This is a genomic window from Thioclava sp. DLFJ5-1, from assembly GCF_002020115.1.
In the GTDB taxonomy this organism is placed as follows: domain Bacteria; phylum Pseudomonadota; class Alphaproteobacteria; order Rhodobacterales; family Rhodobacteraceae; genus Thioclava; species Thioclava sediminum.
Genome location: NZ_MPZU01000005.1, coordinates 374,555 through 397,944 on the forward strand (window position 1 = coordinate 374,555; position 23,390 = coordinate 397,944).

A 23,390-nucleotide genomic window follows, 5' to 3' on the forward strand; every position below is an offset into this window, starting at 1 on the left:
CATGGGCAGAGGCGTTAGGGAGATAGATCCTTAGACGAGGTCAAACAGAAAGGAAGCCACCTTCGATGGGCAGCGCCGCACCAGTGACCACACCGGCCTCTTTGGAAAGCAACAGCGCGATTGCCTGTGCGACCTCCTCGGCCTCCGCAATAGCTCTCGCCGCTACGGTCATCTATTGGCTATACGTCCTGAGCTTCGCCGGGACCGCAACGTCGAATTGTCGACCCAGAGCGATGTCCAACTCGAGCGGAAACTTGCCGCCTGAAGGGGCGGTCCGGTACCGGTCACCGATCTCAGCCTCGATGCTAAACAGTTGTGCTGGGCGCTAAACGCCGAACATAGCCGATACCGGCTCAATCTTCGCCCTCAAGCCTGGGGCGGTTTACAAGTCGCCCCTTAAGTCATTGATATTACATCAAGCGAAATTCGCTCAGTTTACTAGAAAATTCAATGAAACCCGTGGCCAAGTGCGGATTGCAAATCCGTGTACACCGGTTCGATTCCGGTACTCGCCTCCACTATTCAGCCGAAATTCGGAGCACTGCATTGCAGGTTGGTTTCCAGAACCGACCCCGGTTTCCGGGTTTTCCGGCTGACATTCCAGATACCCAATCGTAGTCTGGCGCCGCAGCAGCAGCGGACTGGAATGAGGCGAAAAACGCCGCGATCATAGCGGATGGCTTCGCCATACTCGCAGACGGTCTTTACGGGAAAGCGCGCTCCGCGCCGCTGGTTGCGACAACATCGCCCACGAAAGCGTAGTGGTGGTGATGTGATCCTCTCAAATGGGACCAACTGGAGCCAGACGCTCGGACATCGAACGCGATGACGGGCGGGGCGCCCTTGAGAGCGCCCCGATCACGATCAATCGCGCAGGGCCTCGGTCATCGCGACCAGCATGACATGGGCCGAGGCCGCGCCCGGGTCCATGTGCCCGACAGAGCGTTCTCCCAGTTTGGCCGACCGGCCCCGGCGGCTTTCGATTTCAGCGGTGTAGTCGCGGCCATTTTTTGCCCCGGCGCAGGCCGCCTCGAGACAGGCGATCACGTCACCGCCCGATTGCAGGGTCTCGCGCGCTTTCGCCACCGCCGGAACCCATGCGTCGATCATCGTCTTATCGCCGACCTGTGCGCCACCGCGCGATTGGATGCCTGCGCAGATCCCTTCGATCCACGCGACCATCGCGCCGGCATCGAGATTGAGCCGATCGGACACTGCCTCGCCCGCCTTGCGGAAAGCGGTCGCATAAAGCGGCCCGGAAGACGCCCCGACCGCGTCGAGAAACGCCTTGGCCATGCGCGCGCAGGTCTCGGACACGGTTTCATCCGTCGGGTCTTTCAGCTCCTTGCGCACAGCGGTCCAGCCGATATCCATCGTGACGCCGTGATCGCCATCCCCGATGACCCCGTCGAGCTCCGACAGCCAGTCGCGGTTCGTGTGGATCGCATCTGCAATCGCCAGCATCATCTGGCGGAAACGCACAGGCGTGACGGGGCCGTCGATAGCAAGGTCAGACCGCTCGATCCCGCTTGTGCTGGAGGCGGTGGCATGAGTGCGGCGGGTGCGCTTGCCCACCGGCTCAAGGCTTCCGGCGACCGTGAGTGCAGGCGTCCGGCACGGCATATCGAGCAGCGTCTTGAGGTCCTCGTCCAGCTTGAGCAGCGTGATCGAAGCCCCGGCCATTTCCAGAGAGGTGCAGTATTCTCCGACCCAGCTGTGGTGAATTTTCACGTCGCGCTCGCCAAGAATCTGCGCGATCCGGCGGTGCAGGATGTAAAGCTCCAGCGGCCCGGTTGCGCCCAGCCCGTTGACCAGTACCGCGACCTCGTCGCCCTTGCCCAGCTCCATGTCGGTCAGGATGGCCTGCATCAACTCGTCGCTGACGGCATCGGCGCTTTCGAGATGACCGCGACGCATGCCCGGTTCACCATGGATACCCATGCCGATTTCCATCTCGCGCAGGCCGAGGTCGAAATTGAGCTTGCCGGTCTGGGGCAAGGAGCACGCGCTCAGCGCGACGCCCATAGACCGGCAATTGTCATTGGCATGCTGTGCTGCGGCATAGCAGCCTTCGAGGTCGCGACCGGCCTCGGCTGCGGCGCCTGCGATTTTGAAGACGAAGAAATCCCCGGCAATTCCGCGTCTTTCTTTCTCCCGGCCCTTGGGCGCCGAGGCCACGTCATCGGTGACCTGAACCGAACGGGCGGGAATACCCATCCCCTCGCATTCCTCGGCGGCCATGTCGAAATTCATCACGTCGCCGGTGTAATTGCCATAGAGGAACATCACCCCCGCGCCCCCTTCGACCGCGCGCGCGGCATCCATGATGTGCTCGGGCGAGGGCGAGGCAAAGACGTTGCCGACCGCCGCCGCATCCGCCAGGCCGCGCCCGACATAGCCCGCGAAGGCCGGTTCGTGCCCGGAGCCGCCGCCGATGATGATACCGACCTTGCCGTCGCGCGGGCCGTCCTTGGCCACGATCGCGCGGCGCGTGGCACCCTCGACGGTCAGCAGGTCGGGATGGGCGGAAAGCATCCCTTCGATCGCCTCGGGGATGATGTCCTCGGGCGCGTTCATCAGTTTCTTGGTGCGAATGTCGTCGGTCATCTCAGCGCCCCTCGGTAAAAGTTTTCGCGGCTGCGGTGGTCTGTTCGATCCACGGCTGTTCCTTGGCAATCGCCGCCTCGAGGCCGTCGCTCTCCAGCATCAGCCAATGTTCGAGGATCACGCTCATGTCGGCGGGGCAATGCGCCAGCTGGTCGAGGGTCCACGCGATCGGCGCGCGGCCCGTGCCCAAGGGCACGCCATGAATGCGGAAGCCGACGCCATAGGGGTCCGGCGTGATCTCGTAATCCTTCAGGTGCAGGTTGATCGTCCAGGGCGCCAAGAGAGTGATCGTCTCTTCGGGCCACTCGTTTGCACAGATCGAATTCGCCACGTCGAGACAGACCCCGAGGTGATCGTCGCCGACCGCCTCCAGCAGCTCGACCATGCGCGGGCTCGGATAGTTGAAGTGGTTCTCGATCGCGATTTTCATGCCTGCGGCACGCGCACGATCGACCCGCGGTCGCAGCTGCTCGGCCAGCTCGGCCACCGGCATGTGGCTGTCTTCGGCATCGAGCGCGACACGCATGATCTTTGAGTGAAGGCGCTGGCCGATCTCGATATAGCGGTCGACTTCATCGGCATCGAAACATTGCGTTCCCAGCTCGAGTTGAAGGCCCTTTTGTTGGGCGATCTCGTAGAGCTTGTGATGATCGTCCGCAGTGTAACGATCCAGCGGCATATTGTCCGCATATTGCACGACCTCAAGTCCGAGCGCTTCCGCACGATCCAGAAGGTCGAATGCCGTCAGTGGCTTAGAGGGGATCTGATCCTTGATCCCGATGGACCAGCGATAGGCGTAACTGCCCAAACCCAGTTTCATGATGTCCTCCCGTAGTCATGCTCCGCACACGACCTCCTCAGTGTAGCGCGCAGAGCTTCCCCAACAGGAGTAGCGGGGAAACCACCGCTCGGACATCAAAACCAGCCGGGAAGTTGTGAAGAAATACTAACAACGAGTTTAAGTTTCCTTTCTTTTTTTGGAGCGCTCCTCGCGGCAGTGTTCTGGGCAGGATGCGGCTGATGGAGGATCGCCGCAGGGGAGGAACCATGCCAGAACTTACCGCAAATCTGCGGTCGAATGTCTCGTTGGCGCGCCGCGCCTGGGGCATCCGTCGCAAAGCCCTCCAGATGGGCGAAGTCCAGGGACAGGGCTATGTCGGCCAGGCGCTTGGTGTGGCTGACGTTCTTGCGACCTCTTATTTCCACGCATTGAACCTGCGCGCCGACGATCCCGAATGGGAAGGGCGCGATCGTTTCCTGCTGTCGATCGGCCATTATGCGATCGCGCTTTATGCCGCGCTGATCGAGGCGGGCATCCTGCCCGAGGACGAGATCGGCACCTACGGTATGGACGACTCGCGCATGCCGATGTCGGGCATGGCCTCCTACACGCCGGGGATGGAGATCACCGGCGGCAGCCTCGGCCATGGGCTGGGCATCGCGGTCGGGATGGCGCTCGGGCTGAAGGCGAAGGGCGGCGATCAGTTCGTCTACAACCTGATGTCCGACGGCGAACTGGGCGAAGGCTCGACTTGGGAGGCCGTGATGTCGGCCACCCAGCACCGTCTGAGCAACCTGATCTGCATCGTGGATTTCAATAATCAGCAGGCCGATGGCCCGACCCGTGACGCGCTCGCCGTCGGGGCCGAGGCACCGAAATGGGAGGCCTTTGGCTGGCACGCGCAGGAAGTCGACGGCAATGACCTCGATGCGCTGGTCGCAGCCTTTGACGCTGCCCGCACCTGCCCCGAGCAAAAGCCCCGCGTGATCATCTGCAATACCAAGATGTGCAAGGGCGTGCCGTTTCTCGAAGAGCGCGAGATCACCCATTTCGTTCGCGTCGAGCCTGATGAGTGGACGCGCGCACTGGATATTCTAGACGCAGAGGTGCCCGCATGACCGCCGCAGCCCGCGCCCGCAAATACGAACCCCGCCGCGTGCCCGAAACGAAGGTCGCGACAAGCGCGATGATCGCTTCGCTGGCAGCGGAAGGCTATGACACCGTCGCCGCCCCCTTCGGGCATGCGCTGGTCGAGGCCGCGAAGGATGATCCCCGCATCGTCGGCCTGACGGCGGATCTCGCGAAATACACCGATCTGCACGTCTTCGCGCAGGCTTATCCCGACCGGTTCTATCAGATGGGTATGGCCGAGCAGCTTCTGATGTCGGCGGCGGCAGGGATGGCGCATGAGGGCTTCATTCCTTTCGCGACGACCTATTCGGTCTTCGCCTCGCGCCGGGCCTATGACTTCATCTGCATGGCGATCGCGGAGGAGAACCTGCCGGTCAAGATCGTCTGCGGTCTGCCGGGCCTGACCACGGGTTACGGACCCAGCCATCAGGCGACCGAGGATCTCGCGATCTTCCGCGGGCTGCCCAACCTGACCATTCTCGATCCCTGTGACGCGACCGACGTGGCGCAGATGGTGCCTGCGATGATCGCCCATGATGGGCCGGTCTATGCCCGGCTTCTGCGGGGCAAGGTGCCGGAGGTGATCACCCGCTACCGGCCCGACTACCAGTTCGAGCTGGGCCGCGCGCAGATGATCCGCGAGGGGCGCGACGTTCTGGTGGTCTCCTCGGGGATCATGACCATGCGCGCGCTCGACGCGGCGGAGTTGCTGGCCAAGGACGGGATCGACGTCGCGGTTTTGCACTGCCCGACGATCAAGCCGCTCGATACCGAGACAATCCTCGCCGAGGCAGGCAAGGGCCGACTTCTCGTCACCGCCGAGAACCACTCCGAAGTCGGCGGGCTGGGCGAAGCGGTTGCCCGCTCGCTCCTGCGCGCAGGTGTGACGCCGGCTTTCCGCCAGATGGCGCTGCCCGATGAATTTCTCGAAGCGGGCGCGCTGCCCACGCTTCATGACCTCTATGGCCTGAGCACCGCGAAGGTCGCCCAACAGATCCGCGGCTGGCTTTAAGCGCCGCGCCAACGACACGAAGAAAGGAACACAATGGGACTTCTGGACGGTAAATTTGCCATCGTGACCGGGGCGGCCAGCCCTCGCGGGCTCGGCAAGGCGACGGCGACGCTTTTTGCGCAGCATGGCGCGACCGTGGCGATCCTCGACCTCGACGCGGATCAGGCCGCTGCCGCTGCCGCCGATCTGCCCGGCGAGGGACATGTTGGCCTCGCGTGTAACGTCGTCGACAAGGCTGCCTGTCAGGCCGCCGCGGACGAGCTGATCGCAAAATGGGGCGCGGTGGATATCCTCGTGAACAACGCGGGCATCACCCAGCCGCTCAAGCTCATGGACATCATGCCGGAGAATTACGACGCGGTGACCGATGTGAGCCTGCGTGGCACGCTCTACATGACGCAGGCGCTGACGCCGCATTTCCGCGAGCGCAAGGCCGGTTCGATCGTGAACCTGTCCTCGGTTTCCGCGCAGCGCGGCGGTGGCATCTTCGGTGGCCCGCACTATTCGGCCGCGAAGGCGGGCGTGCTGGGGCTGACCAAGGCCTCGGCGCGCGAGCTTGCCCCCGACGGCGTGCGCGTGAACGCGCTTTGCCCGGGCTTCATCGCCACCGACATCACCGCAGGCAAGCTGACCGAAGAGATGCGCACGCAAGTCCTCGCCGGAATTCCGATGGGACGCGCGGGCACGGCCGAGGATGTGGCTGGTTGCGCGCTGTTCCTTGCCTCTGACCTTTCGGCCTACTGCACCGGCACCGAAGTCGACGTGAATGGCGGCTCGCTCATTCACTAGGCCGACCGAATAACGCCTGTTCGCGGTTGTGCCTGACCGCAAGGCAACTAATCTCCGGCCCGCAGTGAGGTGGGCCGGATGAAGCCGGAGCCAATCCGGCGGGACGGTGAGGAGACCGTCCGAACCAATCGGGAGAGAGACCAATGAAATCTATGTTGACCATCGCACTTCTCGGCGCGACGGCCCTTGCAGGGGCCTCTTCGGCGCAGGCTGACGAAGTGATCTTCGCGCACGGTGCGAACCCTGGAAACCCGCGCTACATCGCGGCGGAAAAATGGGCTGAAATCTTTACCCAATGCACCGACGGCAAGGATACGGTGAACGTCGCGGCCTCGGCCACGATGGGCGACGACTCTGAGATGCTGACCTCGACCGCGGCAGGCGTGATTCAGGTCACGGCCAACAGCCAGGGTCCGATGGCGCAGATCGTGCCGCAGATCGGACTGCTGGGCCTGCCCTTCCTGTTCAAGGATCTGCCGACCGCGTGGAAAGTGCTCGATGGGCCGGTGGGCGACTCTCTTGATGCCGACGCACAGAAAGCCGGGCTCAAGATCCTCGGCTTCTGGGATAACGGCATTCGCAACATCACGACGGTCAACAAGTTCGTCAAAGAGCCTGCCGACCTCAAGGGCCTGAAGATCCGCACCCCGCCGGATCAGATGACGATCGACATCTTCGACGCGCTCGGCGCATCGCCCGCGCCGCTGGCGTGGTCCGAACTGCCCTCGGCGCTGCAATCGGGCGTTTTCGACGGTCAGGAAAACCCGCTGACCAACATCAACTCGGCCAAGCTGCAGGAGATCACGCCCTACATCACGATGACCGGGCACAAGTATGAAAGCACCCCGGTCGTGGCCAGCCTGTCGTGGTGGGAAGGCCTTGATAAGGCGACGCAGGATTGCGCGCTCAAGGCGACCTCGGAAGCGGGCGCGATGGAGCGTGACATGTCGCTCAAGGCAGACAAGGAGCTGATGCCGAAGATGGAGGCAGACGGCGCCAAGTTCGCTGAGGCGGACCGCGCGGCTTATATCGAGGCAACCAAGTCGGTCTATGACAAATACGCCAAGGACTACCCCGATACGGTCGCCGAACTCAAAAAGGCTGCGGGGCTGGAATGATCGACTCTGACCGCAGCGACGCCGCGGGATCAGGCGAAGGGAGGGGGCGTATGCGCCCCTTCCTGCGCCTCGCGCAAGGCGTGATCGACCTGCTGGAATGGTCGGGAAAGCTGATCGCTGCGGGCACGCTTTCGGTGCTGTTCGTGGCGCTTTTGACAAACGTGATCCTGCGCTACGGGGCCGGCAAGGGCATCCCGTGGGCCTATGAAATCCATGCGATCCTGCTGCCATGGCTCGTGGCTGGCGGCATCGTCATCGCCACCGCGCGCTCGCGCAACATCGCGATCACCTTGTTGCCGGAGTTGGCCGGAGCCCGGGTTCGGCGCGCCTTCATGCTGTTTGTCGAAGCCGCGATCATCGTGATCTCGATCTCGGTCCTCTGGTCCAGCCAGCCGATCCTGCGCGCCTCGACCTTTCAGACGCTGTCCACGCTCGGGGTCAAGGCGATCTGGGGCTATTCCAGCATGGTCTATTCATTCGGAGCGATGGCCATCATCGCCGCGCTCGACATCGTGTTGCTGCTGGGGGGCAAGTCCGTGATGGATGACGATCCCGCCCATGCAAGCCTGAGCTGAGGAGACCCGCAATGGCCGGTGTCATGATCTTCGTCTTCTTCGTGCTGCTCGCGCTTGCCGTGCCGGTGGCACATGCGATGCTGGGCGGCGTCGCCGCCGCGCTGTGGCTCGACCACAAGCCGCTGGCGGTGATCGTGCAGCGTCTCTACACGCCCACCCAAAGCTTTCCGATGCTGGCGGTGCCGTTCTTCATCCTTGCGGGCAACCTGATGATGGCGGGGCGGTTCGGCACCTATCTGGTGAATATCGCCCGCCTCGTCGTGGGGAATTTCAAGGGCGGTCTGGGACAAGTTTCGATCCTCGGATCGGTGATGTTCGGCGGTGTCTCGGGCTCGGCCGTCGCGGATGCGACCGCGATGGGCAACGCGCTGATCCCGGTGCAGAAAGCCGAGGGCTATCCGGGCGGTTTCTCGGGGGCGATCAACTCTGCCTCGTCGACCGTGTCGGTGCTGATCCCGCCGTCGATCCCGCTCATTCTGTACGGGCTGGTGTCGGGAACCTCGATCATCAACCTGTTCGTCGCGGGCATCCTGCCCGGGGTGATGCTGGGTGTGGGCATGTTCATTGCCGTCGCGATCGTGGCGCGCCGCCGCAATCTGCCGCGCTCGCCGCTGGAAGGAGGCTTCACCGCCTTCCGCAGCCAGATCTTCAGCGCGATCCCGGCCCTGCTGATGCCCGTCTTCGTGATCGGCACCCTCCGCTTCGGCGTGGCGACCCCGACCGAGGTCAGCGTGATGGCCGTCGCCTATGCGCTTCTGGTCAGCGGCGTCATCTACCGTGACCTCAATCCCAAATCCCTATGGGAGGCGGTGGTCGACACGGCGATGATGACCGGCGCGGTCATGTTCATCATCATGGCATCCTCCACGATCCAGTGGCTGCTGACTGCAGAGCGCGTGCCGCAAGAGCTCGCCGCATGGGTGGCTGCGACCATTCAGGAGCGCTGGCTGGTGATCCTCGCGCTGAACGTGGTGATGTTGATCGTGGGCGCGTTCCTCGATCTGCCCGCAGCGGTGCTGCTGCTTGGCCCGCTCTTCGTGACGATCGGGCATACGATCGGTCTCGATCCGGTGCAGCTTGGCCTGATGATGGTCGTGAACCTGTCGATCGGTCTTTATACGCCACCGGTGGGAACCACGCTGTTCATCTCAGCCGCGATCGCACGGGTTGGCGTGATGGAGGTGGTGCGCTCGCTGGCGCCCTTCTACCTCGTGGCGATCCTCGTGCTGGCGCTGATCTCCTACGTGCCGGCGCTGACGATCTACTAACCCGGATCCAGCATCCGCATCAATTGCGCGCGCCTTGGCAACAGGGCGCGCGTATTTCATTCGGGCAGGTATTCCTCTCCCGGTAGCTGCCGACCGCGCTGCTCCCGGATGCGGCAGCCAAAGCCAGTGATCAGCGCCGAGGCGCGTGCATCATGGGCAGCACCTTCCTCTCGCATCCAGTCCGAGAAGATCCGCACGATCCGGCGGCTGGTATGGCGCGCCGGGGAGACAAGCCAGTAAGCAGGGAAACGGATCGCCTCGAACGCGGTCGACAGCGGAACGAGGGCCCCACGCTCCAGTTCGTTCAGGGCGAGCGTCGTACTTTCCAGAACGACCCCTGCCCCGTCAGTCGCCAGCTGAATCGCCATCGACGAGCGGTCGAACCGCATCGGGTAGATCATCCGCTCTCCCATGATGCCGTGCCGCGCCAGCCAGAAATCCCACCGGTAATGGGTCTTCACGGAGTCGATCAGCCGCGCCTGTCGCAACTGCCCGATCGGATCGTCGGACAGAGCGCGCAACTCTTCCAGATAGCCGGGCGAGCACATCGGCAGCACGAGGTCATGGACCACCGGTTCTTGATGCAGGCCGGTCCAGCCGCCTTCGCCATAGCGCAGGTCCAGATCGACGACCTCCGTCTCGAAGTCGGAGAAATCGGGCGCGGCGTCGATCCGCATGTCCCAGTTCGGCGCAAGCTCGAGAAACGACTTGAGCCGCGGAGAGAGCCAGCGCACCGCGAAAGAGGGCGACACCCGCAGGATGAAATGGCGCGTCTCCCGCTGGCGCTGGATTGCGGAGCGCACATCGCGCATCATCCGGAACGCCTGCGTCGTCGTCTGGAAAAGCCGCTCGCCATCCAGCGTCAGTGACAGCCGCCGCTTCTCCCGTTTGAACAGGCGCACACCCATTTGCTGCTCGAACTGCCGGATCTGCTGGCTGACGGCGGAAGGCGACACGCCCAGCTCCTCGGCCGCCTTCGATATGCCGCCGAGCCGAGCGACGGCCTCGAAGTGGTTCATCGCGTTGAGATTGATGTCTTTGAGCATGTCCTGCTCCTTGGAAATACGACCGTGCCGGATGCGATTGCGCGCAAATCGTGTGGCGGAAGCCGTCACGGATGCTGCCCGGCATCGCGGCAAGTCTTTCCTTGATGTTTAATAGCAGATGCAAACTCTGTGAAGCGCTGCTTCAATTCACTGCGCTTTCTCGATGGCGCAACCGACCCGCTGTCGTGACAAAGGGCGGAAAAAGCGGTGCCCTACCCGCTTTTAGCCACTTTAAGCACGGCCCCCGTGGCCTCGATCTGCGTTTGGGCTGCCTCCGACGGTTCGGCGTCGGTGATGACCGCCGCGAATTCCGAGAAGTCGGCCAAGACGTGCAGCGCCGTCCGGTCGAAACGCAGATGGTTGATCAGCAGCACCGACTGCGCCGCGGCGTCCATCATGCCCCGCTTCGCGCGCGTGATGTCGTCGTCCATGTGATAGGCGCGCCCATCCCCCGCCGCCGGCGTCGAGATGAAGGCCAGATCGGCCCGCAGCGTAGCCAGCGCGCCTTCCGTGACCCGACCGACCCACGCGTTGTATTTCGCCGAGTAGCGTCCGCCCAGCGCGATGACGGTGATTCCGGCCTCTGCTTTCAGCGCCTCCATCACCGCGTCGTTGTTGGTGATTACCGTCAACGGACGCTTCTCGGGCAACAGGCTGCCCAACACGGACGCGGTCGAGCCATCGTTGACCATCACGGTCATCCCCGGCTCCACCCATTCGAGCGCGGCGCGGGCCATTCGATCCTTGAGGTCATGGCCCTGCAGCTGGCGGAACCGAAAATCGCTCTCGAATTGCGAGCCGGGCTCGATCGTGGCGCCGCCCCGGATCTTGCGCAGCAGACCCTCTGTTTCGAGATCGTCGAGATCGCGGTGGATCGTCATTTTCGAGACGCCGAACCGTTCGGCCAATTCGTCGAGCTGCACCGCCCCGTCGCGTACCAGTGCGTCGAGGATGCTCTGCCTCCGGTCGTCTCGTTTCATCAGGGTCGTCCTTTGCGTGCCGTCAGCTCAGTAGCGCGCGCGCGGTCCGTTCGTCGGTGATCAGCCCGGCCACCCTGCCAGACCGCAGAACCGCCCGGATCGCTTCGACCTTGTCCGGCCCGCCCGCGATCGCGACGATATCCTCTTCGCGCTCGGGATCGTAGCCCACTGCGAGCGTTCGGGCCGAAAGCGTGGTTTCTACAACATTGCCGGAGGCGTCGAAGAAATCTCCCAGCATCTCGCCCTGCGCGCCCGCCGCTGCAATCGCCTCGATCTCTCCCGGTTCGATCATCCCCGAGGAGACCAGCTGTGCATCAGCCGTCGCGGTGCCGATACCGACGATCTTGAGCGTCGCGGATTGCGCCATGCGGAAGACCTCGTCGACGCCGCGCTGCGACAGCAGCACCTCGCGGTCCTCGACGGTATTGGCGAAGAACGGCACCGGCATGACATAGGCGCGCGCGCCGGTCTTTTCGGCGATGCGATGCATCACGTCATGCGGGTTGGCGGCGAAATTGCGGGTCAGCCCGCCCAGCAGCGAGACGAAATGCAGCCCCTTGGCATCGGTGCGCGGCAATTGCCGGGTCACTTCGGCCAAGGTTCGGCCATGCCCCAGCCCGATGATCGAATGTTCGCCCGCTTCAAACTGACGCTTGAGATAGGCCGCGCCCGCCAGCGCCAATGCGCGCAGCGGCAAGCCCTCTTCGCCGATATCCGGCGCGACTTCGCAAAGCTTGAGGTCGTAGGTCTCGAACAGCCGCGTCTCCAGCTCGACGCATTCGACGATATCGCCCTCGATCGACACTTTCACCCGGCCGTCAGCCACCGCCTTGGCGATCAGCCGGTGGGCCTTGACCGACGGCAGACCAAGCCGCTTGGCGACCTTGGCCTGCGTGAGCCCGCCCACGTAGTGCATCCACGCTGCGCGGATGGCGAGTGTTTCATCGGTGTCGTTCATGCTGTCCTTCGGCTCGGGCCGCGCAAGATCGTTGCGCGGCGTTATTGATAAGGCGCAGGCGAGGCCTAGGGAAGCCCCGCCGCGTTGCCCGGACCTCAGACCTTGAGGTCAGAGGCACCGGTGTCGATATGCGGCGCCCAGAACGCCACGCTTTCGGCGATCTGCGGGATCACCTCGCGGTCGTTGGGCTCGCGCTCCTTGAAGGACAGCTCGAGGCAGATCTCGTTATCCGCCGCGCCACCCTCGGCGAAGGCCTTGAGCAGCGGCTCGGGCTGGATGCGGCCGCGCGCGTTGAACTCCGCCGTGAAGGGCCGATGCCCGCCCTTATCCATCAGGCTTTGCTTGATGTGGATGATCGGAGAGACCTTCGGCACGGCCCGCGCCCAGGCATAAGGGTCGAAGTCGTCCGGGTTCTCGGAGGTCACGTCGCCATGGTCGATATCGGCCATCATCCACATCGGGATCGCCATATTCGCCGCCGTCAGCCGGTCTTGCAGCGCCATGCATTCGGAGATGGTCTCGCCGAATTCGCGCGCCACGCTCATCGGCTCCCAGAAGACATAGTCCAGCCCGGCGGCTTTGCCGTGCTCGGCCACTTCGGCCCAGCAGTCGATGGCGATCCGGATCATCTCCTCGCGCTTGGCCGGGTCGTCCTGCTCGCGATAGGTCAGAATGGCGAATTGCGTGCCCACCGACGTGCCGCCGAGATCGGCGGTGATGTCCGCGAAGGTCTTGAACCAGTCGACATAATAGCGCCGCACGTCGCGGTCGGGATGGCCGAAATGGTTGAGCCGCCCGTAGGGCCCCGTCATCCCAGAGGTCACACGCACCCCGGTCCGCGACAGCGCCGCGCTCATCTGCCGCGTCAGACGTCGGATCACCGGCGCGGGCCAGGACGGGTTGATGAACTCATGCGTCAGCTGCAGATCGCGGATTCGCAGATCGCGGGCGACGCAATCGATCAGGTCATCCGGATCGGCGAAGCGGTTCACCAGCGGATTGGTGTTCAAAGACAGCGTCAGTCCCATCAGGCAGCCACCGCATGCGCCGTGTCGAACCATTCGGTGAAGGCCGCAATCTCGGCCTCGGACATGGTCAGCCGGTGCTTGGTGCGCCGCCAGAGGATATCCTCCGCCGTGGCCGCCCATTCATTCTCGACCAGCCACGTCACCTCGGCCTCATAAAGATGCCCGCCGAAGTGACGGCCCAGACCTTTGGGGTCATTGGCCGTGCCCACGATCCGATGCGTGAGCGTCCCGTAGCGGCGCCCGTAATATTCGCGCAAATCCCGGGACATCCACGGATATTCGGCCTTCAACGTCTCGCGGAACGCGTCGTAATCCGCCCCCGGCATGTCGCCGCCCGGCAGTGCCGCCTCTTCGGTCCAGTCGCCGTCCATCTTCGGGAAGACATGGCGAATCTCGTGCATGCCCCGTTCGGCCAACTCGCGGAAAGTGGTGATCTTGCCGCCGAAGATGTTCAGCAGCGGCGCGCCGCCGGTCTCGTCGAGATCGAAGACATAATCGCGGGTCACCGCCGAAGGGTTGCCCTTGCCGTCATCGAAGAGCGGTCGCACTCCCGAGAAGGTCTCGAGAATATCCTCGCGCCGCAGCTTCTCCTTGAAGTAGCGGTTCACGCAGTCGAGCAGATAGGTGATCTCGCCGTCGTCGATCGAGACATCCTCGGCCCGGCCTTCATAGGCGATATCGGTCGTCCCGATCAACGCCTTGTCGCCCTCATAGGCATTGATGAAGATCACCCGCTTGTCGGTATTCTGCACGAGGTAGCTATGCGGCCCCTCCCAGAATTTCGGCACGATGATATGGCTGCCCTTGACCAGCCGGACATTGCGCGTCGAATTGGCCCCGGCGACCCGGGTCAGCACGTCGGTCACCCACGGACCGGCGGCATTCACCAGACATTTGGCGAGGAATTCGCGCTTTTCTCCGGTCAGGCTGTTTTGCGTGGTCACGCGCCATTTGCCGTCTTCACGCCGCGCGCTGATCGCGGGCGAGCGGGTCATCACGATGGCCCCGCGCTGCGCCGCATCGAGCGCGTTGAGCGTCACCAGACGCGCATCGTCGACCCAGCAATCGGAATATTCGAAGCCGCGTGTATATTTGTCGAGGAGCGGCGCGCCCTCGGGATCGCGAAGCAGGTCGAGCGTGCGCGTCCCCGGCAGCTTCTTGCGCCCGCCGAGATGGTCGTAAAGGAACAGCCCCAACCGCACCAGCCAGGCCGGACGATCCTGCGGCGAATGCGGCAGCACGAAGCGCAGCGGCCAGATGATATGCGGCGCAGCGTTCATCAGCACTTCGCGTTCGATCAGCGCCTCGCGCACGAGCCGGAACTCGTAATATTCGAGATAGCGCAGCCCGCCATGCACCAGCTTGCCCGAGCGCGACGACGTGCCCTCGGCTAGGTCGTCCTTCTCGCACAGCGCCACCTTGAGGCCACGGCCGGCCGCGTCGCGCGCGAAGCCCGCGCCGTTGATTCCGCCTCCGATAACGAAAAGATCCAGTTCCTGCGTGCTCATGTCACGATCCTCCTTGCGCGGTGCGCGGCGCATCGATTTCGGGGGTGGTCCGCCGGTCGCGATGCTCTGCGAGCCGGTCCCAGACCGGTTCGAGCGCCTCGCGGGCTTCGGCATAGGCGGGGTAAAGGTCTGCATAGGTGGTCTGAAGCGCCGGGTCGGGGGCCTCGGCCTCGCCCAGAAGCGGCGTGACCCATTCGGCGACGCAGCTTTCCATATCCGGGTAGGCACCGATCGCGACGGCGGCCATCATGGCGCAGCCAGCAGCCCCGGCCTCCTCGCGCGCCGACACCCGCACCGGGGCGCCGACAGACGCGGCAAGTATTCCACGCAACGCGCCGGAGCGCGCAGCACCGCCGGTCAACCGCAACTCGCGCGGCAGCTCTCCCATCGCGCCGTAGCAGTCGCGGGCGGCCATGCCGAGGCTTTCGACGACGGCGCGGATCATGTCTGGGAAACGGTGGCCTGCAGAGAGGCCGATGAATCCGGCGCGGGCATTGGCGTTGACCATCGGCCCACGCTCGCCCGCCTCGGAGACATAGGGTTGATAGAGCAGCGCGCCCGGTTCGGATCGGGCCAGCCAGCCGTCGATCCGCGCCACCAGATCGGCGTAGTCATGCGGATGGCCGGTCTCGCTCATCAGATCGGCCGCGACGCGCAGCGCCCAGTCGATGTTCAGCGTGGCGGCCATATTGGTCTGGACCTGCGTGACCATGCCCTCTGCCGGAAGGCAGATCACATAGCCCGAGCGCCCGTTCAGCGTGACGTCCTCGTCGCGCACCGCGCGCATATGCACCCCGGTCGAGCCGATGGTGGAACAAGCCGCCCCCGGCGTGCCGGTATGGACGCCCGCGCCGAGCGCGGTCATCACCATATCCACGTAGCCAAGGCTGACGGGCGTGCCAGCCAGCAGCCCCGTCGCCTCGGCAGCCGCGTCGCTCAGTGGATGGGTCTCGCGGCTGCCATCAAGTATCGGCGGCAAAAGATGGCTGCGGCCCCGCAGCTCCAGCGCCTCGATCACGAGGTCGGAATAGCTGCGGGTGCGGAAATCACCAAAGGTGAAGCTCGCCTCGGAGGGATCGGTCGCGCGGACGCCCGTGAGGTTCAGATAGAGCCAGTCCTTGCAATGCAGCGCCACCTCGGCGCGGTCCAGCAGATCGGGGCAATGGCGATCCATATGCGCCATCTGCGCACCCTGCTGACAGGTATTGAGCGCGGTGCCAGTAGCGCGGAAGCGAGCCGCGTCGCGGCCGTGCCCAGCCAGCCTGCGGGTCGTCTCCGCCGCGCGCGCATCGAGCCAGAGCCAGGCGTCACCGACCGGGCGATCGCCCTGCCCTACGAGCCACGTCCCATCGCCCTGCGCGGTCACGGCCAGCGCGGCGGTGCGGCGGGCGAGCCCGTCGACACGCTCGCCGAGACTGCGCAGCGCGCTGGCGCAGTCGGCCCATGTGCGGTCCATATTCTGGGTCGCGGCCCCGTTCGGGCCGCTGTCGTAGCGGTTCGGCACGGCCGCCGCCGCGATCTGCCGCCCAGACAGATCGAAGGCCACAGCCTTGATGACGGAGGTTCCCGCATCGATGCCGATAATGATGTCGCGATCAGCCATACTGCACCGTTTCGGGACGCAGATGGCGAGCCACGCAAGGCGCTTGTGCCATGCGACCTCCTCCCTTGATTTGCGACCGCGGCCCCTCCAGCCAATGCGGTCTTGTCGGGGACAAATCTGCCCTCGAGACGCATCAAGCATACCCAAGCCCGACCACATGTCGAGTGTATTTTTTTTCTTTCTTTGTAATTTTTTTCAGGTATGGTGATCAGCACGAACCGAACGCCACTGCCCGCCAAACGGAGGAAAAGGCTGGCAAATTCAGTGGATTCGGCAAGTGGCAGGCGGAACGGGCATCGGCACGATTCGTCTTGCGAAACGGGAGGATGGCGGTCTGCACTTTGGATAGGCCGTGCGAGATCTCAGCCGTGACACGCACCCCGACGACGCCGCCCGCGCGGCGCGCGACAGGTGCTGGTCTCAAGCGCGCCAGGATCGAGCGAGCCGGTGTCGTTTGGCGCCCGGGTCAACATCTCCCGACACAGGATCAACAGGCCCCGCCGGGGCCCGAGGGGAGGAGCGACAGGCCATGAATGCCACCGATATTTCCATGAAACCGCGTATCGGCCGGCGGGGCGTCATTGTCGGCGCCGTGGCGCTGTGCACCCTCGTCGCGATCGGGCTCGACACCACCGTCGTCACCATCGGCTCCGAGCAGGACACCCGCGTTGACGGGTTCTCCCCCGATGCCTATGGCACCAAGGAATTCCCCCGCATCCGCGACGATGTGGCCAAGCGCGCCGTCGACGCCAAGACGCTCGCCGCCGCACTGGCCGAGGACAAATCCGCGGCCGCCAAGAAATACGGCACCGGTGGCGCGATGCCTGTGCTGCCCGTGCGCGTGACCGGCACCGTCGGCGAAGGCAAATCGGGCATTTACGATATCAATGTCGATGGGCTCGACAATGTGCGCATCCGCGTCCAGACCGGCCCCGCGATCAACGGCACCGACCTGCGCGACGCCCCCGGCGACATCTCCTTCGGCGCCTTCAAGAACCAGATCGAATATCAGGATGCCGGCGCGGGCGTTAACCGCGCGATGAAGGCCGAGGTGCTTGACGGGATCGATACCGCCAACCTGACCGGCAAGACGGTGACCGTCACCGGCGCCTTCAAGCTGATCAATCCGAAGATGTGGCTGATCACGCCGGTCGAGGTGAAAGTCCAATGACCGTGCAGCAAAGCATTCGCCCCGAGGCGCCGCGAGGGACCGGCGAGGTCGTCATGTCGGCTCGCCACGTCGCCAAGCATTACGGTGCGGTGAAGGCGCTCAAGGGCGTGAATTTCGACATCCATCGCGGTCAGGTGACGACGCTGTTCGGCGAGAACGGCGCGGGCAAATCGACACTGATGAAAATCCTCGCGGGAATCGTGACGCCGACCTCGGGGCAGATTCTGCTCGACGGCGAACCGGTCACCTTCAACGGCGCGAATGACGCGCTGGCGCAGGGCATCTCGATCATCCACCAGGAGCTCGCGCTCGCGCCGAACCTGAACGTGCGCGACAACATCTTCATGGGGCGCGAAATCCGCACCCGCCGCGGCGTCGATTTCGCCGAGGAAGAGCGGGTCACCCGCGCCCTGATGGAAGAGCTGGAAGAAGAGATCGACCCCCTCACCCCGGTGGAGGAGCTGCGTCTCGGGCAGCAGCAGATCGTCGAGATCGCCCGCGCCCTGCAGGCGAAAAGCCGCATCCTGATCATGGACGAGCCGACCTCGGCGCTCTCGGCCTCGGAAGTGGAAGTGCTGTTCAAGGTGATCAACGACCTCACTGCGAAGGGCGTCAGCATCGTCTATATCTCGCACCACCTCGAAGAGGCGCTGGAAGTGACCGATCACGCGGTCGTGCTGCGCGATGGCGAAATGACCGCCTACGCGCCACGCGACGAGATCGACCTCGAATGGATCGTGCGCAACATGGTCGGCGAAGGGTTCGACCTCGGCACGCCCCCCGACAGCAAGATGGGTGAACCCTCGCTGATCGTCGAAGACCTCTGCGTTCCCGACCCGTCGGGTCACGGGCTGGTGGTCGATCACATGAGCCTCAGCGTGCGCGCGGGCGAGATCGTCTGCATCTACGGTCTGATGGGCGCCGGGCGCACCGAAATGATGGAATGCGCCGCCGGGCGTTTGCGCGCGAAAAGCGGCGCGGTGAAGCTGCACGGGCGCGACATCTCGCATATGTCGATCGCCGAGCGCATCGAGGCCGGGCTGGTGCTCGTCCCCGAGGATCGGCAGCGCGACGGGCTGGTGCAGACGATGACCGTCGGCCAGAACCTGTCGCTGTCCTCGATCGGCGCCTTCACGCGCGGGCTGTTCACCAGCCGCAAGGACGAGCGCAAGGTGATCGACGACTCGATCCGCGAAGTGACCGTCAAAACCGATGGCGGCGGCGCGATGATCGGTTCGCTCTCGGGCGGCAACCAGCAAAAGGTGGTCATCGGCAAGATGCTCGCCACCCGGCCCGAGGTGATCCTGCTCGACGAGCCTTCGCGCGGCATCGACATCGGCGCCAAGGCCGAGGTCTTCAAGCTGCTCGCGCGCACCGCGCAGGACCGCGGGCTGGCGGTTCTCTACTCGACCTCGGAAGTCGGCGAATGCCTGAGCATCGCCCACCGGATCATCGTGATGAACAGGGGCCGGATCGCGGCCGAGTTCGATCACACCGCAACCAAAGAACAGATCATGGCCGCCTCTGGCGAAGCCGTGCACCACTAAGGGAGGCCAACATGGCGGACGTTACGAATTCCAAGCCCGCATCGGGCGGCATGGGCCTGAACATCGGCAAGATCCTTCTGGAGGGCCGCGCATTCTTCGCCCTCGTCGCGATCATCGCCGTCTTCTCGATCCTGTCGCCGGTCTATTTCAGCATCGGCAACTTCCTGATCATGTCGTCGCATGTCGCGATCTTCGGGCTGCTGGCGATCGGCATGCTGCTGGTGATCCTGAACGGCGGCATCGACCTGTCCGTGGGCTCGACGCTGGGCCTCGCCGGGGTCGTCGCGGGCTACCTGATGCAGGGGGTCGAGATACCGGCCGCCGGTGTCGTGCTTTACCCGCCGGTCTGGGCCGTGGTCGTGCTGACGATTTGTCTGGGCGCCTTCGTGGGCCTGATCAACGGCGTGCTGATCGCGTTCTTCAACGTGCCCGCCTTTGTGGCCACGCTTGGGATGCTCTATGTGGCGCGCGGTGTCGCGCTGCTGATGACGAACGGCCTGACCTACAACAACCTTGGCGGCGCGGAAGCTCTGGGCAATACCGGGTTCGACTGGCTCGGCTTCAACCGCATAGCGGGGGTGCCGATCGGGGTGATCGTGCTGGCGCTGGTCGCGCTGACGGTCGGCCTCGTGCTGGCACGCACCGCCTTCGGTCGCTGGCTCTACGCCTCGGGCGGTAACGAGCGCGCGGCGGAACTCTCCGGCGTGCCGACCCGCAGCGTGAAAATCTCGGTCTACGTGCTGTCGGGCATCTGTGCCGCCATCGCGGGCCTCGTGCTGTCGTCGCAGCTGACCTCGGCAGGCCCCACCGCAGGCACCACCTACGAACTGACCGCCATCGCGGCCGTCGTCATCGGCGGGGCCGCCCTGACCGGCGGGCGCGGCAACGTGCGCGGCACGATGCTGGGCGCTTTCGTCATCGGCTTCCTGAGCGACGGGCTCGTGATCATCGGCGTCTCTGCATACTGGCAGACCGTCTTTACGGGCGCCGTGATCGTGCTCGCCGTGCTGCTCAACAGCCTGCAATACGGCCGCGCACGGCGCTGAGACTTCGAGGACGCGGGACAGGGAGGTTCCGCGCCCGAATACCCGCCGGACCTATCCGGCATCTACAACAACCCCACGGGAGGAAACCCAACATGAAATTCACCAGGCGCACCATTCTCGCGACCGTCGCAATGATGCCGTTGATGGCACAGGCCGCGATGGCTGACGGTCTGATCTCGATCATCGTCAACGATCCCTCGAACCCCTACTGGTACACCGAGGGCGAGGTCGCCAAGGCCACCGCCGAAGAGCTTGGCTATGACGCCAACGTCTCCGCTCACAAGGGTGACACCAACACCGAGAGCAACCTCGTCGACACCGCGATCACCAACAAGGCCAAGGCGATCATCCTCGACCCGGCGAACGCGGACGGTTCGGTCGGTGCTGTGAAGAAAGCGGTCGAAGCCGGTATCCCGGTCTTCATCGTCAACGCCGAGATCAACCAGTCGGGTCTCGCCAAGGCACAGCTGGTGTCGAACAACGCGCAAGGTGCGGCGCTCGGCGCGATGAAATGGGTCGAGGCGATGGGCGAGAAAGGCTCCTATGTCGAGCTGTTCGGCGCCCCGTCGGATAACAACGCGCAGACCCGCTCGAACGGTTTCGAGACGGTGCTGAGCCAGTATCCCGACCTCGACAAGAAGGCGCAGGAAGTCGCCAACTGGGACCGCACGCAGGGCTATTCCAAAATGCAGTCGATGCTGCAGGCCAACCCGGACATCACCGGCGTGATCTCGGGCAACGACGAAATGGCGCTCGGTGCGATCGCCGCGCTCAAGGAAGCGGGCAAGCTCGACGGCATGGTCGTCGGCGGCTTCGACGGCTCCCCCGATGCGGTCGACGCGGTCAAGGCAGGCGAGATGACCTACACCGTGCTGCAGCCGGTCGCGATCTTCGCCGAGCAGGCCGTGCGTCAAGCCGATCACTTCATCCAGACCGGCGAGCTGGAAGTCTCGGAAGAGAAGCAACTCTTCGACTGCATGCTGATCGACTCGAGCAATGTCGGCTCCTACACCGGCCCGTTCACCCTGGATCAATCCTCCTGATCCGGCGCAACGGAACACTGGAAAGGGGGCCGCGCGGCCCCCTTTTTTCGTTTTGACAGGCGCGTTGGGAGTTCGGGAACGTCACGCCGAACGCGACTTCGCAACGAAGAAAGGGCGCCCGCCCGGGCGCCCATTTTCTGTGTTCTGCAAAGGGTGACGCGCTCAGCGCGCGGCCATCGCCTCCAGCGGCAGCGGCGTGATCCGCGAGGCGTGACCGGCGGTGCCAAACGCTTCGAACCGCGCCTTGCAAAGCTGCTGCATCAGCGCCTTGCCCTCGGTCAGATATTTCCGCGGATCGAATTCGCCGGGCGTCTCGGACAGGACTTTGCGCACGCCTGCCGTCATCGCCATGCGGTTGTCGGTGTCGATATTCACCTTGCGCACGCCCGAGCGGATGCCGCGCTGGATTTCCTCGACCGGCACGCCCCAAGTCGGGCGCATATCGCCGCCATAGCTGTTGATCATCTGCCGCAGATCCTCGGGGACGGAGGACGAGCCATGCATGACCAGATGGGTATTGGGCAGGCGGCGGTTGATCTCTTCGATGACATTCATCGCGAGAATGTCGCCATCGGGCTGGCGGGTGAACTTGTAGGCGCCGTGGCTCGTGCCCATCGCCACAGCCAAAGCATCGACGCCGGTTTCACGCACGAAGCGTTCGGCTTCTTCAGGGTCGGTCAGCAGCTGCTCTTCCGAGAGCTTCTCGGTCGCACCGTGGCCGTCTTCCTGATCGCCCATGCCGGTCTCCAGCGAGCCGAGCACCCCCAGCTCGCCCTCGACCGAGACACCGCAGGCGTGCGCCATCTCGACCACGCGCGCGGTGATATCGCGGTTATAGGCGTAATCGGCGGGTGTTTTGCCGTCGGCCAGCAGAGAGCCGTCCATCATCACCGAGGTGAAACCGTGCTGGATCGCGGTGGCGCAGGTGGCCAGATCGCTGCCGTGATCGAGATGCATGCAGACCGGGACTTCGGGGAAGGTCTCGACCAGCCCGTCGATCAGCCGCGCCAGCAAGCGGTCCCCCGCATAGGCCCGCGCGCCGCGCGAGGCGGCAAGGATCACCGGCGCATCGGCCTCGCGCGCGGCGGTCATGATCGCGAGCCCCATCTCCATGTTCGAGATGTTGAAGGCAGGCACGGCATAGCCGTTCTCCGCCGCGTGATCGAGCAACTGGCGCAGGGTGATGCGGGCCATAGGTCAGGTCTCCTCCGAAAGATATGTCTTGATGATCTCGACCTCTTCCGCTGCGCCGAACACGAGCGGCACGTTCTGGTGCGGCGCCTCCGGCACGAGATCGAGAATGCGCTTGGTGCCATCGGTGGCGCGCCCGCCCGCCGCTTCAATCAGGCAGGCGATCGGCACCGCTTCATAGGCCAGCCGCAGCCGCCCTTCGCGATAGCCCTCGCGCCGGTCCGCCGGATAGAGGAACGCGCCGCCTTTCAGCAGGATACGGTGCAGTTCACCGACCGCCGCCGCCAGCCAGCGCATGTTGAAATCGCGCCCGCGCGGACCATCCGCACCGGCGCGCAACTCGGCGGCCCAGCGTTGCAGACCCGGGCTCCAGTGACGCTCGTTCGAGGCGTTGTAAGCGATGGTCGATGCCTTGGCCGACAGCCGGACATCCTGCGCCGTCATGCGGAAATCGCTGCCATCATAGGTCGCGATCTGCACCCCCTGCCCGGCCGTGAACCCGAAATCCAGCGAATGTCCGAAGGAGGCGTAGCCAGCCGCGATCGCCTCCGAACCCGGACGCCGGAAATCGGCGGGGCCGGTCGGATAGATCGCAAACAGCATCCCGAGCGGCGCGCCGATACCGATCGAGCCCGACCCGTCGATCGGATCGATCGCGAGATCGAATTGGCCCTCCGGGTCGAGCAGCTCGACCTCTTCGGCCTCTTCCGACAGCATGTGCCGCACGCCCAGCCCGGCGAGCGCCGCAAGGATGTGGTCATGCGCGCCGACATCGAGCGCCTTCTGCACATCGCCGCTCTCATTCTGACCGCAGGTCGCGGCCGGATCGCCGGGCAACCGGCCCGCCGCGAGCCGCTGCTCGATCGGGGGCAAGGCATCCGCCAGCGCGGCGATGATCTCTCCAAGCCCGCCATCAGGCAGGCAGTCACGCAGGTACGCCGCCTGCGAGGGACGGTCGTTCGGCAAGGTCAGCATGTGGGAATTCCGT

Annotated in this window: 21 protein-coding genes; 10 read left to right on the top strand and 11 right to left on the bottom strand. The window is 64.5% G+C overall.

Going from position 1 to position 23,390, the window contains the following annotated elements:
• Window positions 1-40 precede the first annotated feature (40 nt).
• The 3 genes from BMI86_RS21085 to BMI86_RS16740 all read right to left on the bottom strand — a co-directional run bounded on the left by BMI86_RS21085 (window position 41) and on the right by BMI86_RS16740 (window position 3,427).
• Window positions 41-172 carry an SDR family oxidoreductase gene (locus BMI86_RS21085; protein ID WP_143594837.1) on the bottom strand — a complete coding sequence of 44 codons (132 nt, stop codon included), beginning with the start codon at window positions 170-172 and terminating at the stop codon, window positions 41-43.
• Between the two features lie 692 nt (window positions 173-864).
• Entirely contained in the window at window positions 865-2,607 is a 1,743-nt protein-coding gene (gene dhaL / locus BMI86_RS16735) for a dihydroxyacetone kinase subunit DhaL (RefSeq protein WP_078542348.1), read from the bottom strand.
• A 1-nt stretch (window position 2,608) separates the two neighbouring features.
• Complete coding sequence (locus tag BMI86_RS16740) at window positions 2,609-3,427, bottom strand: TIM barrel protein (RefSeq protein WP_078542349.1); 819 nt, start codon at window positions 3,425-3,427, stop codon at window positions 2,609-2,611.
• Window positions 3,428-3,654: 227 nt separating this feature from the next.
• On the opposite strand from BMI86_RS16740, the gene BMI86_RS16745 reads away from it, so the two are divergent.
• The 6 genes from BMI86_RS16745 (at window position 3,655) to BMI86_RS16770 (ending at window position 9,281) form a co-directional block, all read left to right on the top strand.
• Window positions 3,655-4,506 carry a transketolase gene (locus tag BMI86_RS16745; RefSeq protein WP_078521206.1) on the top strand — a complete coding sequence of 284 codons (852 nt, stop codon included), beginning with the start codon at window positions 3,655-3,657 and terminating at the stop codon, window positions 4,504-4,506.
• A complete protein-coding gene (locus BMI86_RS16750; RefSeq protein ID WP_078542350.1) occupies window positions 4,503-5,531 on the top strand; it encodes a transketolase family protein in 1,029 nt (342 codons plus the stop codon). The genes BMI86_RS16745 and BMI86_RS16750 overlap by 4 nt, the downstream gene beginning before the upstream one ends.
• Before the next feature lie 33 nt (window positions 5,532-5,564).
• Window positions 5,565-6,320, top strand: coding sequence for a glucose 1-dehydrogenase (locus tag BMI86_RS16755; RefSeq protein WP_078542351.1), 756 nt, complete (start codon window positions 5,565-5,567; stop codon window positions 6,318-6,320).
• A gap of 143 nt (window positions 6,321-6,463) precedes the next feature.
• The gene (locus BMI86_RS16760; protein ID WP_078542352.1) at window positions 6,464-7,438 is read left to right on the top strand and encodes a TRAP transporter substrate-binding protein; all 975 of its coding nucleotides are present in this window, start codon (window positions 6,464-6,466) and stop codon (window positions 7,436-7,438) included.
• Window positions 7,439-7,488: 50 nt separating this feature from the next.
• Window positions 7,489-8,013, top strand: a complete 525-nt coding sequence (locus BMI86_RS16765; RefSeq protein ID WP_232621666.1) for a TRAP transporter small permease subunit — start codon at window positions 7,489-7,491, stop codon at window positions 8,011-8,013.
• An 11-nt stretch (window positions 8,014-8,024) separates the two neighbouring features.
• Complete coding sequence (locus BMI86_RS16770; RefSeq protein ID WP_078542353.1) at window positions 8,025-9,281, top strand: TRAP transporter large permease; 1,257 nt, start codon at window positions 8,025-8,027, stop codon at window positions 9,279-9,281.
• Window positions 9,282-9,337: 56 nt separating this feature from the next.
• Here the strand turns inward: BMI86_RS16770 and BMI86_RS16775 are convergent, their stop codons facing one another.
• The 6 genes from BMI86_RS16775 to BMI86_RS16800 form a co-directional block, all read right to left on the bottom strand.
• A complete protein-coding gene (locus tag BMI86_RS16775) occupies window positions 9,338-10,327 on the bottom strand; it encodes a LysR family transcriptional regulator (protein ID WP_078542354.1) in 990 nt (329 codons plus the stop codon).
• 212 nt (window positions 10,328-10,539) lie between these two features.
• Window positions 10,540-11,307: a DeoR/GlpR family DNA-binding transcription regulator gene (locus BMI86_RS16780; RefSeq protein ID WP_078542355.1), complete on the bottom strand. Its 768-nt coding sequence runs from the start codon at window positions 11,305-11,307 to the stop codon at window positions 10,540-10,542.
• 22 nt (window positions 11,308-11,329) lie between these two features.
• Window positions 11,330-12,265: a sugar-binding transcriptional regulator gene (locus tag BMI86_RS16785; protein WP_078521221.1), complete on the bottom strand. Its 936-nt coding sequence runs from the start codon at window positions 12,263-12,265 to the stop codon at window positions 11,330-11,332.
• 95 nt (window positions 12,266-12,360) lie between these two features.
• Window positions 12,361-13,293 (bottom strand): TIM barrel protein, encoded by a 933-nt coding sequence (locus tag BMI86_RS16790; protein WP_078542356.1) that lies wholly within the window; start codon window positions 13,291-13,293, stop codon window positions 12,361-12,363.
• Entirely contained in the window at window positions 13,293-14,801 is a 1,509-nt protein-coding gene (locus tag BMI86_RS16795) for a glycerol-3-phosphate dehydrogenase (RefSeq protein ID WP_078542357.1), read from the bottom strand. The genes BMI86_RS16790 and BMI86_RS16795 overlap by 1 nt, the downstream gene beginning before the upstream one ends.
• A 1-nt stretch (window position 14,802) precedes the next feature.
• Complete coding sequence (locus tag BMI86_RS16800) at window positions 14,803-16,404, bottom strand: FGGY-family carbohydrate kinase (protein ID WP_078542358.1); 1,602 nt, start codon at window positions 16,402-16,404, stop codon at window positions 14,803-14,805.
• A gap of 529 nt (window positions 16,405-16,933) precedes the next feature.
• Between BMI86_RS16800 and BMI86_RS16805 the strand changes: the two genes are divergently transcribed.
• The 4 genes from BMI86_RS16805 to BMI86_RS16820 all read left to right on the top strand — a co-directional run bounded on the left by BMI86_RS16805 (window position 16,934) and on the right by BMI86_RS16820 (window position 21,211).
• Complete coding sequence (locus tag BMI86_RS16805) at window positions 16,934-17,575, top strand: DUF2291 domain-containing protein (protein WP_078542359.1); 642 nt, start codon at window positions 16,934-16,936, stop codon at window positions 17,573-17,575.
• Window positions 17,572-19,122 carry a sugar ABC transporter ATP-binding protein gene (locus BMI86_RS16810; protein WP_078542360.1) on the top strand — a complete coding sequence of 517 codons (1,551 nt, stop codon included), beginning with the start codon at window positions 17,572-17,574 and terminating at the stop codon, window positions 19,120-19,122. The genes BMI86_RS16805 and BMI86_RS16810 overlap by 4 nt, the downstream gene beginning before the upstream one ends.
• 11 nt (window positions 19,123-19,133) lie before the next feature.
• On the top strand, window positions 19,134-20,168 hold the full coding sequence (locus BMI86_RS16815) for an ABC transporter permease (protein ID WP_078542361.1): 1,035 nt from the start codon (window positions 19,134-19,136) through the stop codon (window positions 20,166-20,168).
• A gap of 92 nt (window positions 20,169-20,260) precedes the next feature.
• Window positions 20,261-21,211: a D-ribose ABC transporter substrate-binding protein gene (locus BMI86_RS16820; protein ID WP_078542362.1), complete on the top strand. Its 951-nt coding sequence runs from the start codon at window positions 20,261-20,263 to the stop codon at window positions 21,209-21,211.
• A 162-nt stretch (window positions 21,212-21,373) separates the two neighbouring features.
• On the opposite strand, the gene fba is transcribed toward BMI86_RS16820, so the two are convergent.
• Together fba and BMI86_RS16830 are read right to left on the bottom strand one after the other, a co-directional pair.
• Window positions 21,374-22,405, bottom strand: a complete 1,032-nt coding sequence (gene fba / locus BMI86_RS16825; RefSeq protein WP_078521238.1) for a class II fructose-bisphosphate aldolase — start codon at window positions 22,403-22,405, stop codon at window positions 21,374-21,376.
• A gap of 3 nt (window positions 22,406-22,408) precedes the next feature.
• Window positions 22,409-23,377, bottom strand: coding sequence for a class 1 fructose-bisphosphatase (locus tag BMI86_RS16830; RefSeq protein ID WP_078542363.1), 969 nt, complete (start codon window positions 23,375-23,377; stop codon window positions 22,409-22,411).
• Window positions 23,378-23,390: the final 13 nt, after the last annotated feature.

What these genes read in the sequence shown, in the direction of transcription:
- BMI86_RS21085 (WP_143594837.1), bottom strand. Translation starts at nt 172, where the DNA reads ATGACCGTAGCGGCGAGAGCTATTGCGGAGGCCGAGGAGGTCGCACAG.
- dhaL (WP_078542348.1), bottom strand. Translation starts at nt 2,607, where the DNA reads ATGACCGACGACATTCGCACCAAGAAACTGATGAACGCGCCCGAGGAC.
- BMI86_RS16740 (WP_078542349.1), bottom strand. Translation starts at nt 3,427, where the DNA reads ATGAAACTGGGTTTGGGCAGTTACGCCTATCGCTGGTCCATCGGGATC.
- BMI86_RS16745 (WP_078521206.1), top strand. Translation starts at nt 3,655, where the DNA reads ATGCCAGAACTTACCGCAAATCTGCGGTCGAATGTCTCGTTGGCGCGC.
- BMI86_RS16750 (WP_078542350.1), top strand. Translation starts at nt 4,503, where the DNA reads ATGACCGCCGCAGCCCGCGCCCGCAAATACGAACCCCGCCGCGTGCCC.
- BMI86_RS16755 (WP_078542351.1), top strand. Translation starts at nt 5,565, where the DNA reads ATGGGACTTCTGGACGGTAAATTTGCCATCGTGACCGGGGCGGCCAGC.
- BMI86_RS16760 (WP_078542352.1), top strand. Translation starts at nt 6,464, where the DNA reads ATGAAATCTATGTTGACCATCGCACTTCTCGGCGCGACGGCCCTTGCA.
- BMI86_RS16765 (WP_232621666.1), top strand. Translation starts at nt 7,489, where the DNA reads ATGCGCCCCTTCCTGCGCCTCGCGCAAGGCGTGATCGACCTGCTGGAA.
- BMI86_RS16770 (WP_078542353.1), top strand. Translation starts at nt 8,025, where the DNA reads ATGGCCGGTGTCATGATCTTCGTCTTCTTCGTGCTGCTCGCGCTTGCC.
- BMI86_RS16775 (WP_078542354.1), bottom strand. Translation starts at nt 10,327, where the DNA reads ATGCTCAAAGACATCAATCTCAACGCGATGAACCACTTCGAGGCCGTC.
- BMI86_RS16780 (WP_078542355.1), bottom strand. Translation starts at nt 11,307, where the DNA reads ATGAAACGAGACGACCGGAGGCAGAGCATCCTCGACGCACTGGTACGC.
- BMI86_RS16785 (WP_078521221.1), bottom strand. Translation starts at nt 12,265, where the DNA reads ATGAACGACACCGATGAAACACTCGCCATCCGCGCAGCGTGGATGCAC.
- BMI86_RS16790 (WP_078542356.1), bottom strand. Translation starts at nt 13,293, where the DNA reads ATGGGACTGACGCTGTCTTTGAACACCAATCCGCTGGTGAACCGCTTC.
- BMI86_RS16795 (WP_078542357.1), bottom strand. Translation starts at nt 14,801, where the DNA reads ATGAGCACGCAGGAACTGGATCTTTTCGTTATCGGAGGCGGAATCAAC.
- BMI86_RS16800 (WP_078542358.1), bottom strand. Translation starts at nt 16,404, where the DNA reads ATGGCTGATCGCGACATCATTATCGGCATCGATGCGGGAACCTCCGTC.
- BMI86_RS16805 (WP_078542359.1), top strand. Translation starts at nt 16,934, where the DNA reads ATGAATGCCACCGATATTTCCATGAAACCGCGTATCGGCCGGCGGGGC.
- BMI86_RS16810 (WP_078542360.1), top strand. Translation starts at nt 17,572, where the DNA reads ATGACCGTGCAGCAAAGCATTCGCCCCGAGGCGCCGCGAGGGACCGGC.
- BMI86_RS16815 (WP_078542361.1), top strand. Translation starts at nt 19,134, where the DNA reads ATGGCGGACGTTACGAATTCCAAGCCCGCATCGGGCGGCATGGGCCTG.
- BMI86_RS16820 (WP_078542362.1), top strand. Translation starts at nt 20,261, where the DNA reads ATGAAATTCACCAGGCGCACCATTCTCGCGACCGTCGCAATGATGCCG.
- fba (WP_078521238.1), bottom strand. Translation starts at nt 22,405, where the DNA reads ATGGCCCGCATCACCCTGCGCCAGTTGCTCGATCACGCGGCGGAGAAC.
- BMI86_RS16830 (WP_078542363.1), bottom strand. Translation starts at nt 23,377, where the DNA reads ATGCTGACCTTGCCGAACGACCGTCCCTCGCAGGCGGCGTACCTGCGT.